The following is a 15,561-nucleotide window of genomic DNA, read 5'->3' on the forward strand; positions in this document are numbered from 1 at the left end:
AAATGTGAGTTCTAGTGAACCACAGGTTGCACCGAAGGAGACTATTTTTGGTATATATAGAGAAATGGTTAATGAAACGACTGTATCGTGGGTAATAATGCATGGTGAGTTTATAAGTGAGACACAGCAATGAGATACAGCTCGATAAAATCCGGGTAACAGCCCAAAGGAGACGAGTGCCGATGGAAGAGCGAAGTGAACAGTTATTTTATACAGGAACTTATGCGTCTCGCGATGAGAGAGGTATTTATGTATGCGCTTTACGTGTGGAAAATGGTGATCTGCGCATGATTGGCGGTGTGGAGGGGATTGAGCGGCCTTCATTTCTGGCACTGCACCCGGATGGAACGAAGCTGTATGCCGCCAGTGAGACGGAGGCAGGCGAGTTGTACGCGTATCAGGTGCATGCGCAGACGGGAGAGCTGCACCCATTGGATCGAAAAGGGACCAGAGGGGCGCACACTTGCCATGTCTCAGTGACAGCGGATGGACGGTATGTGCTGGCTTCCAATTATTCAGGCGGCAATGCCGTGGTATTCCCGGTGACGGAAGCTGGCGGATTGGGGGAAATGTCGGGGCAGGTTCAGCATACCGGCTCAGGTATTCGCCAGGACCGCCAGGATGCGGCACATCCGCATTCGATTATTCCTGATCCTTCAGGACAGTACGCAATGGTATGTGATTTGGGGCTGGATCAGATTGTGGTATACCGTTTGACGGAAGACGGGAAGCTGGTGACCCATCGTAAGGCAGAACTGCCGCCCGGTTCCGGTCCGCGTCATCTGGTCTTTCATCCTTCGTGTCCCTATGCCTTTGTAGCCAACGAGCTGAATAATACTGTCGCTGTATTTAGCTACAACGAACGCAACGGGGAGCTTCAATTGCTGCAAAGCTTGTCCACACTGCCGGAAGGCATCATAGATGTGGAAAACACAGCCGCGGACATTCGGATTACGTCTTGTGGACGCTATCTGTATGTGTCAAACCGGGGGCATAACAGCATCGTGCTGTACCATGTCGATCTGGACAGCGGTAAGCTGGAGACGGTTGAATGGGTGGAGACTTTTGGCAGCACGCCGCGTAACTTCAACATCCTGTCCGGGTATCTGGTTGTCGCGAATCAGGACGGAAATAACATTGTATCCTTTGCTATTCATAGCGAAGACGGACGATTGACTCGAACAGGATATGTGCTGGAAGTTCCTTCACCTGTATGCATTGAGCCTGTGAGGCAGTCATAGCGTTTGGCAAAAAGGCATGTTAGAAGAAGATGAAAAAAATAAAAACACGGCGCTTTGCTTGCCATGAACGCATGGGGCAAAGGGCCGTGTTTTAGGGTCTGAGAAGAACAGGTGCTGAAAGTTTATTTGCTGCTGTCGCCAGCTTCTACTGTTGCTGTTTTCGTATGGTTTTCCGCAGGCTTGTAGTACAAGCGGAACAGAATGTCCTGATTGTAGTTACCGAATCCAGTACCGAACAGGGTAACCCCTCCAACATGCTGGGCATCATCCAGAATGGCAATGCGGAATTTCCATTGCTTCTGATCAATCAGCACATGGCTTAAGGTTACATCAGATATTTGCTTGCCGTCCATAAAGGTACCCTTAGACGTAACGCGAAGTCTTTTGAGCAGACCGTATTGGTTGATAAAATCAGGCCACCATGCAGGTGTGTATTTTCCCCGGTTATCGCCGAAATCTCCCGGACTGGTCCAAGTCCCCAGATTCACATCGTTCAGGAAAAAGGTAATGTCCGAAGGCCAGTTGTCATTGGTAAAAGGGGCCTCGGACGATAGCTCCATCGAAATTTCAAGCTCCTCGGCCTTTTGGCTGGACAGGAGGAAATTGGGTACTTTATAATCCATATATCCTTGACTAAACCACAGGATTTTGGAATTGAAGCGCTCAGGGTCCAGAAACGAACGAGGCTCGTCGAATTCTCCGATAATTTTCTCGACGGTAGCCAGTCCGCAGGTCGGCTGAATTTCAAAATCTGTAAAGTGCCCGACGGAAATCTCCGTCTGATGAAATTGCCGTACATCCTGCTGATAGCGTGGCATGGCTATTTCAATTTTGTCTGTAGCCAGTGAGCATACTTTCTGAACGCCACCGCGCCCAGGCAGCATTTTGGTCGAAATAATGGATGCTCTCTCCAGCTTTTTGACATGCATGGTCATGATGGCACTGCTTAGTCCCAGTGCTTCCGCCAGCTCGCGTATATTCATAGGCTTCTCCGCAAGCAGAACAATCATGTTCAGCCGAACCTCGCTGGCCAGCGCTTCATATACGGGTAGTGATTTTTCAGAAATGTCCAGTTGCATAGTTCCTCCAATTCTAACGCACATCAACAATTGATGATAGTTTAACATATATGGATTTTTTTCAATATTCATACATAAAAAACGATATGATTTACATTTATATAAACAATATACCCTTTCCTTGATTGTCGGCACAAGCTTATCCCGCCAAAAAGCCTAAAATTGTTCAAAAAACAGGACACCCCATATAACCATTCGGTGTCTGTCGGGATGTCCTGTGATGGGATGTGATTTTAACGTTCATGCGGTATCCGATTGTGCATCGCTTGCTGTCTAGGAACGGTTATGTTCCTCCGCCAAAGAAGAGTCGGGCGTTCTGTCTTTGTCTGTCGTGTGCATTTCCGGATATTGAGAAGGATCTGCCTTCATCAAGCCGGGATGACCGACATAAGGGCGATCACTCCGTGAGCGGCCCCGGGTGAGTCGGAAGCCGATCAAAAACAGGACAAGCTGCACAGCCAGTATGTAGAGAGAAGCCTCCGGTCCGATCCATTGAAACAGGGCAACGGCGGCGATCACCATGGACAACAGGCTTGTCGGGAAATGGGATGCCGTCACATCCAGATCATTTTGTCTGCGCAGGGTCATCAACCGGTATACATACAGCAGGGCGATCAAGCCGGAAACAAATCTCATCCATGTATACCCTATGAGCCAGGACGCAGATGGGACAGCTTCGGGCAGACTATTATAGATTGTACTATACGACATAAGTTCCACAATCAGCCGTGAGATTAGCCACACGATACCCGCCAGCGCCAAAGGCCCGGCAGCGGGACGCAGCAGCTTCCATAAAGCCGTACCCCAGCCCGGAGCATGCGATTCCAGCAGAACAAGCCGACGTTCGTCGATCAGTTTGTTCATTTCGCGCTCCAGTGATTTGAGGAGCAACTCCCTGCGGAATGCGTCACATTCTCTTAGAGATGCCTGAACCTGTTCCTGAAGGTGAGGGGTTAAATAGGGAGCAGCCTTCGCTTCCTGAAGGGCATGAATCAGTCCACTCTGATGCTGGCGTGTTTCGTTGCTGCTTAAGCTGTACTGAGTAGAGGTTTGGAGATAGCCTGCCAACCGTCCGTAGATACGTAGCGATTCCTGTAATTCATTCAGCCGCTGCTGACGCGAATTTCGAAGCTGGGCTGCGCTGTGAACATACAACCATACCAGCAAAGACAATGCCAGCAGGACGGCAATCAGACCGGGTGAGATATATGCGGCCAATGCCGCGAAGTCCGTCGGGGACACCCGCAATCCCTCCTTCCATTGTTCTTTCTACACTATTGCACAGACCACACAGGCATTTCAAGGGCTTGGTCACGTCTGACAGAGATATATGAAGTATTTTTTGGTAAAATAGACAAGATGATAAGCAGGGAGGGGAGATTCAGTATGAACGAGCATGTCGAAAATACGGCAGAACATCATAGAGGATCGAATCACCCGGACGGGCAGCTTCGCGTGGAGTACGCCATTCCATCTGTAGAGGAGTATCGGGGGTTGCGGAAGGAGGTGGGTCTGACGCAGATTACAGAAGAAGCTGCAACCAAGGGCCTGCCGAACAGCCTGTTTGCGGTGACGCTACGGATCGGGCAGGAATTGATCGGCATGGGCCGGGTGAGCGGTGATGGCGGTGTTTTCTTTTTGGTGACGGATATTGCAGTCAAGCCCTCCCATCAGGGAAAAGGTTACGGGCGTAAGCTTATGGAAGAGATTATGGCCTATTTGAAACGTGAGGTTCCAGCGGGTAGCTTTGCGACACTGATCGCAGACAAGCCAGCCGATCGCTTGTATGCGCAATTTGGCTTTCAATTGACCAGCCCTGGATCGGAAGGGATGTACTGGCGGCAGCCGGGCGGAGTTTAAGCAAGGGCCGAAGCGGATAAGTAATATATAAGCTGAACTAAAAAATGTACATGGAAAACGGAGTAGATAGTAAGTAAATTATAGACAGGAAGAAGGCAAGGACATATGAAAGTCATTATTTTTGGAGCAACAGGAACCATTGGCCAAGCATTGGTGAAGGAGGCCATCAAGCGCAAGTACCAGGTGACGGCGGCGGTTCGTGATCCGCAGCGTGTGACGGAGCAAAGTGAGTATTTGACCGTCGTTCAAGCTGATATTTTGAATCCCGATTCCGTAACAGCCGTGGCCAAAGGACATGATGCGATTATCAGCGCTTATGGTCCCAAGTTTGGAGCTGAGGAGGAATTGCTCGAAGCAACGCGTTCTTTACTGGAAGGAACCCGGCGTTCCGGCGCAGAGCGCATACTGGTAGTCGGCGGAGCTGGCAGCCTGAAAACGGAAAACGGTGAACGCCTGATGGATACAGCCGAGTTTCTGGAGGAAGTCAAGCCACTAGCAGCCGCACATGCCGATGCACTGGAGCTGTATCGTGCTGCGGATGTGGACTGGACATATTGCAGTCCTGCCGCAATCATTGAGCCGGGACGGCGTACAGGGCATTTTCGCATTGGCTTGGACCATGTAGTTGTTGATGAATTGGGTCACAGCCGCATCTCGGTTGAGGATTATGCAGTAGCCCTGATTGATGAGCTGGTAGAGGGGGAATTTGTAAATTCACGTTTTACGGTCGGGTATTAAAAAAGGATCGCATTACGGGAGGCGAAGAAGCATGTATATTGTGACCGGTGAAGAAATGCGGCAACTGGATCGGTATACGATTGACAAGCTGGGCATCCCGGCCCTTACCTTGATGGAAAATGCCGGGCGTGCGGTAGCTGACGAGGTATTGAAGCTCTGCGCTGTGGAAAGTGGTTGGAGCCATAAGAGCTTCTCGGAAAGCCACGTGGATTCAGCATACGGTACGGGACGCAGATATATAGTGGGGCAAGATGCTGCCAAGCAAGGATATGATGAGGGTCCAGCCTATGGTGAACAGGTCGCCCACTCAGGGCCTGGGGATACGCCGGGACATGGCGGTGTTATTCGGACGGAGCCTTGGAGCCACGGGGGGCATGCCATGTGGGAACGGGAGCATTGGTATATTCTCGTAGGCAAAGGCAACAACGGCGGTGACGGTCTGGTGGCGGCCCGCCATCTGACGGATGCGGGTCTGCGCGTCACCGTTGTGTACGCTGAGTCGCCGGACTCGCTGCGCGGCGAAGCAGCGGTGCAACGCGATACCATCGCGGCTCTGCACATCCCGGTCCTTGTCTACGGCCGGGATGCCCTCGACCTGCGCGGCGCCACCGGCATCGTAGATGCCCTGCTGGGCACGGGCACACAAGGCCCGCCGCGCGAACCCTACGCCTCGCTGATTCGCGAGGCCAATGCCAGCGGCGTGCCGCTGGTGTCGGTAGATGTGCCCAGCGGCCTCGACGCCGACACAGGTGCGCTGTACGAGCCGTGCATTCGCGCACGCGTCACCGTATGCCTCGCCTACCTGAAGCGTGGGCTCGTCCAATACCCGGGTGCCGGGAACGCAGGCGATGTAACGGTACGCTACATCGGTATTCCGCCCGGGCTTGCCCGTGAGCGCGGCGTGCAGCTACGGCTCCTGACCCGCGATACGCTGCGTGAAGCGCTGGGCGTGGACGTGAGCCGCAGCCGCGTGCCGGACGGGCACAAGGGCACCTACGGCCACGTCCTCGTCGCCGGGGGAAGCCTGCGCATGAGCGGCGCGGGCCTGCTGGCCGCACGTGCCGCCCTGCGCATCGGCAGCGGCCTTGTGACGTGGGCGGTGCCCGAAGCGCTACTGCCGCGACTCATCGGAGCCGCGCCGGAGCTGATGCTCGCTGCCGCAGCCGCAGGTGGAGACGGCGAATGGAACGCCGACTCCGCGGATGAGCTGCTTCAGCTCGCGCAGGCGCGCGATGTGCTGGCCGTCGGCCCCGGCCTCGGCCGCTTCGTGGGAGACACTGGCTGGCTGCGCCGCCTGTGGGAAGAATACGGCGGGCCGCTCGTACTCGATGCGGGCGCCCTGAACATCCTCGCTGCGGCGGGGCCAGAGCTTGATGCCTGGAAGCCGAGAAGCGCGGCGGTTGTACTGACGCCGCACCCCGGCGAGATGGCCCGTCTGCTGGGCCTATCGACGGCCGAGGTGCAGCGTGACCGCATCGCCCATGCCCGGCAGTACGCCCGAACACGCGGGGTGACGCTGGTGCTCAAGGGAGCGCGTACCGTCATTGCGTGCCCGGACGGAACGGCTTATGTCAACACGACAGGCCACGCAGGGATGGCGACAGGCGGTGCAGGTGATGTGCTGACAGGCATCATCGCAGGCTTGCTGGCGCAGGGCTTGGACGCTTTACAGGCAGCAGCCTTTGGCGTGTACCTGCATGGCGCGGCTGGAGAAACAGCCGCACGCCATCGACAGCATGCCGCCTCGGTCATTGCGGGTGACATTATTGAAGCCCTATAGACCATAACAGCAAGGGCAGGAGGAAGGCCAGGATGATCTGTACCCCAAATCCACGGATCAGCCAGAGTCTTCCCGCATAATGCCTTCCCCGATAATACAGTAACGTAATCACGGTACCCGCGATGCCGTTGCTCCATAAGACACCCGTTCCTTCAGGGGATATAAAAGAACCAAGCAGGAGGAAGATACTGAATCCTGCGGCAAGGTACAGGGTGAGCCGCTCCGGTTTTCGCAGCCAGGGCAAGAGATCGTGCAGCGCATCGGCTGCAAGAGCGGCCGGTAGGGCAAAACCATATGCCCACAGCTGTGCGGCCAGCTCACCGCTATTGCCTGCTATGGTTACAGGAATCCCCGTCATTGCCTCTGCTATATAGCAATAGGCCCATATCAGACCAAACACCAGTCCTCCGCAAGCCAGCTTGTTCAGCGCATAACAACCCAGTTCCATCCGCCAAGGCATCTTGGGATTATATTCATTCCATGGATGTCTCATGCTGCGATTCCTCCTTAGTACACTTCATTACAATCAGTAATTCGCAACCAATCAAGGAATTTATTTTCAATTACACTCCGCTGACGCTTTACGGCATTTTATTTTACGTTAGCTGTGTATCATGGTCCTAAGAAATAATGACAGCGGATAGCCGCGTTGCGGAGAGGCGGGGATTGCATGATACAAGCGGTTATTTTTAATCTCGAAAGTACATTGTTGGACCCCGGAGGACGAGGCTTAATCCAGGGAATACGTGATATTTTCAGATGGAAGGGTGTACAGGTAACCGAAGAACAGGCATCTTATGGGCGGGGATTACCGATCCGTGATCATATTGCGAATGTGCTGGCACTTTCAGAGGTTCGGAAAAAATGGCTGGATTGCTTCGGTACGCATCCCGGAAGAACGGATATTGAGCATATTTACCTTGAGCTTGTGCCTGTTCTCCGTTCTTTGATCCAGGGAGCTGAGCCCACTTTCGGTATCGATAAAGCGCTGAATGAGTTGCAGGATCGTCGGATTCAGTCAGGCGCTACCGCATCTTGCCCGATGGAGATGCTGGGCAACGTTTTTACGCCTGCACAGTCCCCATATGCACTGGATTGCACAGTAGCTCCCTGTGAAGTTTCGCAAGGGCGCCCTTATCCATGGATGATCTATGAGATTGCACACCGCTTACAGGTATTCCCGCTTAGCGATATTGTGAAAGTAGGAGATACGGCAGCTGATATGCAAGAGGGACGGAACGCCGGTGTATGGACGATTGGTGTATTGAACCATAACGAAAGCGTGACGACCGCAGCTCACACGACCAGCCATGAAGCGGACGACAGAGTGGCTGAGGAACGGCGCAGACAGAGTGTATATGGCTTGAAAAGGGCAGGAGCCCACATCGTGATGAACTCGGTCGCTGACTTACCGCGTATTTTGCGTGAAATCGAAATGCTCCAGCATACGGGAGGCTATCCTTCTTATACGAAACAGGTGAAAACAGCGGCACTACCTCCATCATAAGAACGGGTATGAGTCTGGAGTGCTTGAATACACACTTCTAGGTTATATGTATGCACCTACTCAGATAAAGGTGAACTCTGCTCGGCTTTCAAAACATAAAAATGGAGCACTCGCTACGTTAGCGAATGCTCCATTTTAGTTTACTTCTTTTCGTTCAGTTGAACTGAACCCAACGTAATATTTAATATTCAGCGTTTTTTACCCGGAACTGGTCAGCATGACGCTGCAGATTGTTTGATAGTGTGGTCAGATTGCGGGCTACTTCGGATAGTTCTTTTACCGCTAGAGCCTGCTTCTGAGCGCTTGCTGATACATCTTCTGTCATTCCGGCAGTCTGCTGTGCCGCGCTGGCTGTGTGATTTAAATGTTGATCTACGCTGTGACGTACCTCTTGCATCTCTGCCGTCAATTGAGCCAGATGTGCAGCTAACTCCTGAACTTCCTGTGAAACCTGGGTGACTTTGTCAACAGACTGTAGACATACCGAAATTTGGGTTTCTTGTTCATTGACGGTCTTTATGTTTTCATCAAATTGATCACCCATTTGCTCAATTTGCTCAACAAAGCTTTTTAAGATTTCGTCGATTTCACGAATCGATATGGCGGATTGTTGGGCAAGTTGTCCCATTTCATGAGCGACCACAGAAAAACCCTTGCCAGCTTCGCCTGCACGTGAGGCTTCAATAGATGCATTAAAGGACAAAATCTGCGTCTGCTTTACGATGCCCTGTACCTGCTGACCGATGTTAGCCGCCTCGCGGGATTTTTCGGTTAACGCGTGTGACATGCGCTGCATCTGCTTGATACGCAAGGCGCTTTCTCGTCCTTTCTCTAATAACAGTTCATGCTCACTGGCTACCTGATTACGAACTTCATTAAGATGATGGGCCGTATCCGTAAATTGTTGCACATAGCTTCCGACTTCATCCAGCGTTTGTCCTAATCGATCAGATTGTTGCACCGATTCCACCGCTTGATCCGCTTGGTTAATAGAGACATCGGCAATTTGCTGGAGTGTACGGGACAGTTCCTCAGTCTGGTGGAGTGTTCCTTCCGTTGTCACGACGATATTCTCCGATGCGTGCTGGAGTGTGCTTGAACTGCTTTGAATATCCACAATCATATTCGACATGGCTTCCACCATTTTGTTCGTCAATTTGCTGATTTCGCCTAACTGATCATATGTTACTTGCGACGATGTAACCGTAAGGTTACCGTCGGCTACTTGCTCCAGTGTATTTTTAATAAATCCCACCTGACGCAGTATCCGCCGGGTTACCATCATCATAGCCGCAATTGAGATGATCAGAATGATGGAGATAACAGGGATAACTAATCGGTAGGCCTCGGGCAAGGTATGTTCGTATACTTCAGTCACAGAGGACAGGGATCTGTCGATTCCCAAATAACCAATGATGGTTCCATCTGTATCCTTAATGGGAGTAAAGGAGGAAAACATCGTCCCCCACTCAGGGTCCGTTGTAATATCTGTAGTTACCGTTTCCCCTTGTTTTAATTTCTCTTCCGTTTCTTTAAGGGTAAAACTTACAGGAGTTCCGAATGGACTGTAGTCTTTGTCGTCCCATGCGGCTCCATCCACCGTTATTTTCCACTCATCTCCAACGCGGTTGTACATATAGACGTACAGAATTCCAGTTTGCAGTCTGAGCGTATTTAACTCGTTCCGAAGCTGCTTATACTCGCTGCTTTGCTCAGATGAATCAGTGTTTAAGCTCTTGACTGCGGATTTGTCCAATAACTGGGCCGTGTTCTTTGCCAGCGTTTCATTGTTTAGCTGCATGGTTGATAGAGAAGCATTTTGGATAGATTGATTGGTCGTCCACAGAACAATAACGCCAATCACTATTAAAGGAATGAGCAAGATGAAGTAGAGTTTGGATTGTAATCCCATTCTTTTTTTAACGCTGCTTTTCATAATATGCTCCTTACTATGTTTTTTTCACCTTCATATATATCGTGTACAAATAGGAAAATATGAATAGTAATTCAGATGTTTTCATGATTTTTTTGCGTATTTGCGTAAATTATCATGAAAAAAGCCTTAGCCCGGTAAATACCGAGTTAAGGCTTTTTTGATTAATTACAAATCGTCAAATCCGTTGTCGTCTCCGACCTTGCCGTAATTGCGCGATTTTGCTTCAAAAAAGTCCGTTTTTGTCGCATTCAGCGCTTCGTCTGAGAATGGTTTAATCCAAGGCATACAGTTTACATCTACGCCTTCGTATGCTTTGTCCATACCAAGCAGTCTCAGGCGCATGTTCGCCATGTACTTGATATAATCGCCCAGCTCGTTCAGGTCGATGCCGCGAACCTCTTTGAGCGTGTAGTGCGCCCAGTTGGTTTCCAGCTCGACTGCACGGTCGATCATGCGGTAGACATAATCCGTATTTTCCTTCGTGTCCAGCTCAGGGAAATCAGACAGCAATTGCTTGAACACTTCGGCAAAAAAGTAGCAATGCTGATTTTCATCCCGCTGGATATACGAGATCATTTGGCTGGTCGACATCATCTTTTGGTCACGGGCCAAATTATAGAAGAAAGCGAACGTACTATAGAAGAAAATGCCCTCCAGAATCAGGTCCGCCACCATCGCCTGGAAAAAGGTTTGCGGATTTTGCTCATCACGGAACTCCTGGTAAATGTCCGAGATGAATGTGTTGCGCTCCAGCAGTACAGGATCATTTTTCCAATATTCAAAAATTTCCTTCTGCTCCTGATCTGATACCAGAGAGGATAGCACGTAGGAGTAGGACTGGTTATGCACGACCTCCTGCTGCCCGATAATGGCTGACACAGCTTCCAGCGAGGAATCGGTAAAGTAGCGTTTTACATCCCCCACAAACATCGTTTGCATGGAATCCAGCACGGCCAGCAGGCCGATGTTGATTTTGAACGTGCGCTGTTCTTCGGCATCCAGTGTTGGGAATTGGGACGCGTCCTTGGACATCGGGATTTCATCCGGAATCCAGTGGTTCAGCAGCAGCACCTTATACAGCTTGTACATATGCGGCATGCGAATATCGTTCCAGTTCAGAATGCCAGAGTTTTCGCCTTCAATAATGCGGGTAGAGCGGTTAGGTGCCTCCGTGTTAAATATCTTTTGTAACTGCATGGGAGATTCTCTCCTTCTTTATATTAGGATGCACAGCTATCGCATTCTTCAATCGTCAGTGCGCGACTGCGTACATAATAGGTTGATTTCATACCTGATTTCCAGGCGTGGATGTGCAGTTCCAGAAATTCAGTAGCTTTGATATCCGGGCGCACATACAGATTAAAGCTTTGGCCCTGGTCAATATGACGCTGACGGGCAGAGGCCATGTTGATTGAAGCATGCTGGTCCAGCAGGAAAGCCGTTTTGTAGTACCAGATTGTTTTTTCATTCAAGTCCGGTGCAGGGTTAGCAATCTTGTAGGTTGTTTTCTCTTCATAGGAAAGCAGCTCATACAATGGATCAATGCTGGCCGTAGAACCTGCAATGATGGACGTGGAGCCGTTAGGCGCAATGGCGAACAGCCATGCATTGCGGACACCGTTTTGTTTGACTTTTTCCGCAAGCTCACTCCACTCGGACGTGGTGACAAATTTACCTTCACGCGTACCGTCCGTATAGCCACGGGACGTGAAATAATGCCCGGTAGACCAGTCAGAGCCTTCAAATTTGGCATAACGGCCTTTTTCCTTCGCCAGCTCCATGCTTGATTTTACAGCCAGATAGTTAATTTTTTCGTACAAATGATCGTTATAGGTTACCGCTTCATCGGATTCCCAACGGATGCCTTCGAGTGCGAGCAGATGATGAAGTCCGAACGTACCCAGACCGACTGCGCGATATTGGCTATTCGTATATTGTGCTTGCAGCACCTCAATGTTGTTGATATCAATCACGTTATCCAGCATACGTACCTGAATCGGTACGAGACGATCCAGCACACCTGCCGGAACAGCGCGAGCCAGATGGATGGAGTTCAGGTTGCAGACGACAAAATCGCCAGGGATTTTGGAAATGACAATACGTGTTTGTCCATCCTTGGTGACTAATTCCTCTTTTTCCACCACGGTCGCCGATTGGTTTTGCATAATTTCCGTGCACAGGTTGGAGGAATATACCATACCGTGGGCGCGGTTCGGGTTCGCACGGTTTACGGTATCGCGGTAGAACATGTACGGCGTACCTGTTTCCAGTTGTGACTTCATCAGGCGCTTCATAATGTCGATGGCAGGCACCGTAATGCGGGAGAGAATTGGATGCTGTGACGCTTCCTCATATTTCTCGCGGAAGGAGCCTGTACCAAAGCCTTCATCGTAAAAATCCTCCAACCCCAGTGGACGGCCGTTGTCATCTTTCCAGCCCATGACCTTCTTCACTTCATGCGGGCAGAACAGATTCCATTCGCCACGGGCTTCCACCCGCTCCATGAACAGATCGGGCAGACATACGCCATGGAAAACATCATGTGCACGCATGCGCTCGTCACCGTTGTTCAGCTTGAGGTCGAGGAATGCAAGAATGTCTTTGTGGAATACGTCCAGATAGACGGCAATTGCGCCTTTACGTGTACCCAGTTGGTCTACGCTGACCGCTGTATTGTTGAGCTGGCGAATCCACGGGATGACGCCGGAGCTTGTATTTTTGTGTCCACGGATGTCGGAGCCACGCGCTCGTACTTTACCGAGGTACACGCCGATGCCCCCGCCCATTTTGCTGAGACGGGCTACATCGGTGTTGGAATCGAAAATGCCTTCCAACGAGTCGTCTACGGTGTCGATGAAGCAGCTGGAGAGCTGTCCGGCGACCTTTTTCCCGGCATTGGACATGGTTGGCGTAGCCGCCGTCATGTACATATTGCTCATCGCCCAGTAAGCTTCCTTCACCAACTCCATGCGCTTGTCGGCAGGCTCCTTGTGCATCAGGTACATTGCGATGATCATATAACGTTCCTGCGGCAGCTCCATCACGCGTCCGTCAAAATCATTTGCCAGATAGCGCTCAGACAGCGTCAACAGCCCGATGTAATCGAATAGCAGGTCATTTTTCGGCAAAATGGATGCCCCCAGCTCGTCAATTTGCTCCTTGGTGTAGTAGTCAAGCAGCTCTTGACGATAAATGCCTTTCTTGACCAACTCGGTAATCAGCGGGTAAAAAGCGCCATAAGGCTCGTCCGCATAGGATTTGTAACGGCGGTGAGTAGCCGCTTTTTTATATAAGGAGGTGAGCAAAGCGCGTGAAGCGGCGAATTTCCAGTCCGGTTCTTCCTTGCTGACCAGTTCAAGCGCAGCCATCGCAAATGCGTTGCTGATTTCGTCGCCCGTGACCTCGTCCCGGCGCAGCTTGCTGACCACACCGCGAATCAGGCGATCTTTCTCCAGCTTGTCCAATCCGCTGAGCACGCGGTCGGCATAAACGGAAATGCGTATTTCATCAAAAGCCAACTGGCGGTTGTTTGGTTTCGTTACGAGTTGTGGCATGGGATTAATTCCTCGCTTTCCTGATTTGGAATTCTTACTCTGGGAATAGGCATGAAGATGATCATGATGAAAAGATAATGGTGAAAAAGATCGATGATGATCAAGTGATTCACAAAAGCGATGAGGTCAGCTCACTTGACGATTAAACGACAGGCCAAGTGTACGTATGTTTGCAGGTGTGCAAATCCGGGTTTTGAGTACAAATGCCCGGGTTGCTTGCTTGGTTCAGACAGCATTTTGGGGCTGTATGTAATCCAACAACATAGAAATAGCGATGTGCTTGCCATTGAACGGACATCAAAACGGTTCCCATACGATTTATCGGCTACATCACTACATTTAGACGTTATTATAAATATTTAACCCAACATGTTGTGTTGAGAAACTTAAAATTTCAAATAAGCGCAAGGAGTATTATAGCAACATTTGAAGCCATACGTAAAGGAAAAGGAATGGAAACGCCCAAAATGCAGAGAAGTCGCGGGTTGTATTTGAATTGAGGTCGTGTGAACGGTACAATGAATGATAAAGATGTTTCCTACAGAAACAAGCAGCATACATATGGACTATTTTTATGAGATAAGGTTGCTTTATCGGACATAGGTTTTAGATTTTTAAATTTGTGACGATTTTTAAATTAAAGGGAGGAACTTGGCGATGGCTATTGCAGAAGTGACAGTGATCCCGATTGGAACGGGGAGTACGAGCCTGAGCGACTACGTTGCCCAGATGCAAAAAGTGTTGAAGACGCAAAAAGGAATTACTTACGAACTTACCTCCATGAGTACGATTATTGAAGGTTCGCTGGACGATGTGTTCACCGCTATCGCTGCGCTGCATGAAGCGCCATTCCTGTCAGGAGCCAAGCGCGTTTCCACCTCGGTCAAAATCGATGATCGCCGTGACAAAGCTTCCTCCAGTCGCCAAAAGCTCCGTTCCGTCGCAGATAAACTGTCCGGCACCGGGACAGGGAACGTTACCGAATTAAATCCAAATCCTAGTTGAAAAAGTGGATGTAAGTGATTGATTTTTATGTAAGGAAGAGTATAATAGTTTTTGTTGTCAGTTACGCTGACCTGCTGGTGTAGCTCAGGGGTAGAGCAACGCACTCGTAATGCGTAGGCCGGGGGTTCAATTCCCTTCACCAGCATTCTATGAAACTCAAGCACAGCGCGGCTTCCAAGCTTTTTGGAGGTCGCGCTTTTTTGTGATTTTGGACAATCTTCTAACATTCTTCTAACCTTTAGTCTAGTAAAGTGGGTTCTTCGGTGTTAATGGTCTCTCCTGTGATTGAATCGCCAATGTTTCTTGGGCTTCGTCAGTTTGGTGCTGTCTCGCTTTCGGGAGATTGGCTTCAGGCCAAGGCTATTTTCTCAAACCAGCCACGATGGTTGTTCCTCAAATTTAATACTATTCTGTTAGGGATCAGAAAGTGGCCAACAATCTCGCTAGCTCGTCCGTCTTCCTGCGTGACAATGCTTCTGAGTGTCAGTTGTCCTAGTCATAAAATACGAAAAATAATCAAAATTGATGTGGACATTGTAATGTATTCATGGGCCATTCTCTCAGGTTTATAGCCTTTTTTCTAGATATATGTTCCAGTCTAGTAAAAACTAGTTGTTCGTCCATGTCTAAACCTAACAATATGCATACACTGAACTATCTTTATAGGGAGGTGTACGTATTGAGTTGTTCAGACAAAAAAAAATGTCGTAAAGGAAAAATAGAAACTGTATTCCCTTGGAAAAGAAAAAGAAAAGAACAGTGCCGAAAAGTTATTAAGAAGATAGTAAAGGTAAAATGTCCCCCACCAGAAGTGAATATTACTACTCCAACAGTTATTGGTCCTACGGGCCCACAAGGCAT

General features: G+C 50.0%; 13 protein-coding genes, 1 tRNA gene and 1 pseudogene. 8 read left to right on the plus strand and 7 right to left on the minus strand.

The annotated features are described in order from the left end of the window. Positions 1 to 182: 182 nt before the first annotated feature. Complete coding sequence (locus C1I60_RS08875; protein ID WP_137061393.1) at positions 183 to 1,241, plus strand: lactonase family protein; 1,059 nt, start codon at positions 183 to 185, stop codon at positions 1,239 to 1,241. Between the two features lie 122 nt (positions 1,242 to 1,363). Here C1I60_RS08875 and C1I60_RS08880 read toward each other — a convergent pair whose 3' ends face one another. Next, a complete protein-coding gene (locus tag C1I60_RS08880) occupies positions 1,364 to 2,320 on the minus strand; it encodes an ArsR/SmtB family transcription factor (protein ID WP_137061394.1) in 957 nt (318 codons plus the stop codon). 273 nt (positions 2,321 to 2,593) lie between these two features. Continuing rightward, positions 2,594 to 3,562: a flagellar export protein FliJ gene (locus tag C1I60_RS08885; RefSeq protein ID WP_137061395.1), complete on the minus strand. Its 969-nt coding sequence runs from the start codon at positions 3,560 to 3,562 to the stop codon at positions 2,594 to 2,596. Positions 3,563 to 3,706: 144 nt separating this feature from the next. Here C1I60_RS08885 and C1I60_RS08890 point away from each other — a divergent pair, with 144 nt between their 5' ends. Both C1I60_RS08890 and C1I60_RS08895 read left to right on the plus strand, forming a co-directional pair. Then, entirely contained in the window at positions 3,707 to 4,180 is a 474-nt protein-coding gene (locus tag C1I60_RS08890; RefSeq protein ID WP_137061396.1) for a GNAT family N-acetyltransferase, read from the plus strand. A gap of 105 nt (positions 4,181 to 4,285) precedes the next feature. Beyond that, on the plus strand, positions 4,286 to 4,918 hold the full coding sequence (locus tag C1I60_RS08895; protein WP_137061397.1) for an NAD(P)-dependent oxidoreductase: 633 nt from the start codon (positions 4,286 to 4,288) through the stop codon (positions 4,916 to 4,918). On the opposite strand, the gene C1I60_RS25465 is transcribed toward C1I60_RS08895, so the two are convergent. Beyond that, a complete protein-coding gene (locus C1I60_RS25465; RefSeq protein ID WP_252361663.1) occupies positions 4,902 to 5,102 on the minus strand; it encodes a hypothetical protein in 201 nt (66 codons plus the stop codon). The two genes, C1I60_RS08895 and C1I60_RS25465, sit on opposite strands and share 17 nt — an antisense overlap. Between C1I60_RS25465 and C1I60_RS08900 the strand changes: the two genes are divergently transcribed. Continuing rightward, entirely contained in the window at positions 5,007 to 6,698 is a 1,692-nt protein-coding gene (locus C1I60_RS08900; protein WP_252361658.1) for an NAD(P)H-hydrate dehydratase, read from the plus strand. The two genes, C1I60_RS25465 and C1I60_RS08900, sit on opposite strands and share 96 nt — an antisense overlap. On the opposite strand, the gene C1I60_RS08905 is transcribed toward C1I60_RS08900, so the two are convergent. Further along, entirely contained in the window at positions 6,682 to 7,191 is a 510-nt protein-coding gene (locus tag C1I60_RS08905) for a hypothetical protein (protein WP_137061399.1), read from the minus strand. The two genes, C1I60_RS08900 and C1I60_RS08905, sit on opposite strands and share 17 nt — an antisense overlap. Positions 7,192 to 7,368: 177 nt before the next feature. Between C1I60_RS08905 and C1I60_RS08910 the strand changes: the two genes are divergently transcribed. After that, a complete protein-coding gene (locus C1I60_RS08910; RefSeq protein WP_137061400.1) occupies positions 7,369 to 8,205 on the plus strand; it encodes an HAD hydrolase-like protein in 837 nt (278 codons plus the stop codon). 181 nt (positions 8,206 to 8,386) lie between these two features. On the opposite strand, the gene C1I60_RS08915 is transcribed toward C1I60_RS08910, so the two are convergent. The 3 genes from C1I60_RS08915 to C1I60_RS08925 all read right to left on the minus strand — a co-directional run bounded on the left by C1I60_RS08915 (position 8,387) and on the right by C1I60_RS08925 (position 13,695). Further along, a complete protein-coding gene (locus tag C1I60_RS08915) occupies positions 8,387 to 10,141 on the minus strand; it encodes a methyl-accepting chemotaxis protein (RefSeq protein ID WP_137061401.1) in 1,755 nt (584 codons plus the stop codon). A gap of 165 nt (positions 10,142 to 10,306) precedes the next feature. Beyond that, entirely contained in the window at positions 10,307 to 11,338 is a 1,032-nt protein-coding gene (locus C1I60_RS08920; RefSeq protein WP_134911418.1) for a ribonucleotide-diphosphate reductase subunit beta, read from the minus strand. Positions 11,339 to 11,361: 23 nt separating this feature from the next. Then, positions 11,362 to 13,695: a ribonucleoside-diphosphate reductase subunit alpha gene (locus tag C1I60_RS08925; RefSeq protein ID WP_137061402.1), complete on the minus strand. Its 2,334-nt coding sequence runs from the start codon at positions 13,693 to 13,695 to the stop codon at positions 11,362 to 11,364. Between the two features lie 657 nt (positions 13,696 to 14,352). Between C1I60_RS08925 and C1I60_RS08930 the strand changes: the two genes are divergently transcribed. The 3 genes and pseudogenes from C1I60_RS08930 to C1I60_RS24790 form a co-directional block, all read left to right on the plus strand. After that, positions 14,353 to 14,700 carry an MTH1187 family thiamine-binding protein gene (locus C1I60_RS08930; protein WP_137061403.1) on the plus strand — a complete coding sequence of 116 codons (348 nt, stop codon included), beginning with the start codon at positions 14,353 to 14,355 and terminating at the stop codon, positions 14,698 to 14,700. A gap of 73 nt (positions 14,701 to 14,773) precedes the next feature. Further along, positions 14,774 to 14,845 (plus strand) — tRNA-Thr (locus C1I60_RS08935). A 525-nt stretch (positions 14,846 to 15,370) separates the two neighbouring features. Beyond that, positions 15,371 to 15,561: pseudogene (locus tag C1I60_RS24790) on the plus strand (collagen-like protein); the annotation flags it as partial.

Source organism: Paenibacillus terrae, assembly GCF_005217525.1.
Taxonomy (GTDB): Bacteria; Bacillota; Bacilli; order Paenibacillales; family Paenibacillaceae; genus Paenibacillus; species Paenibacillus terrae_C.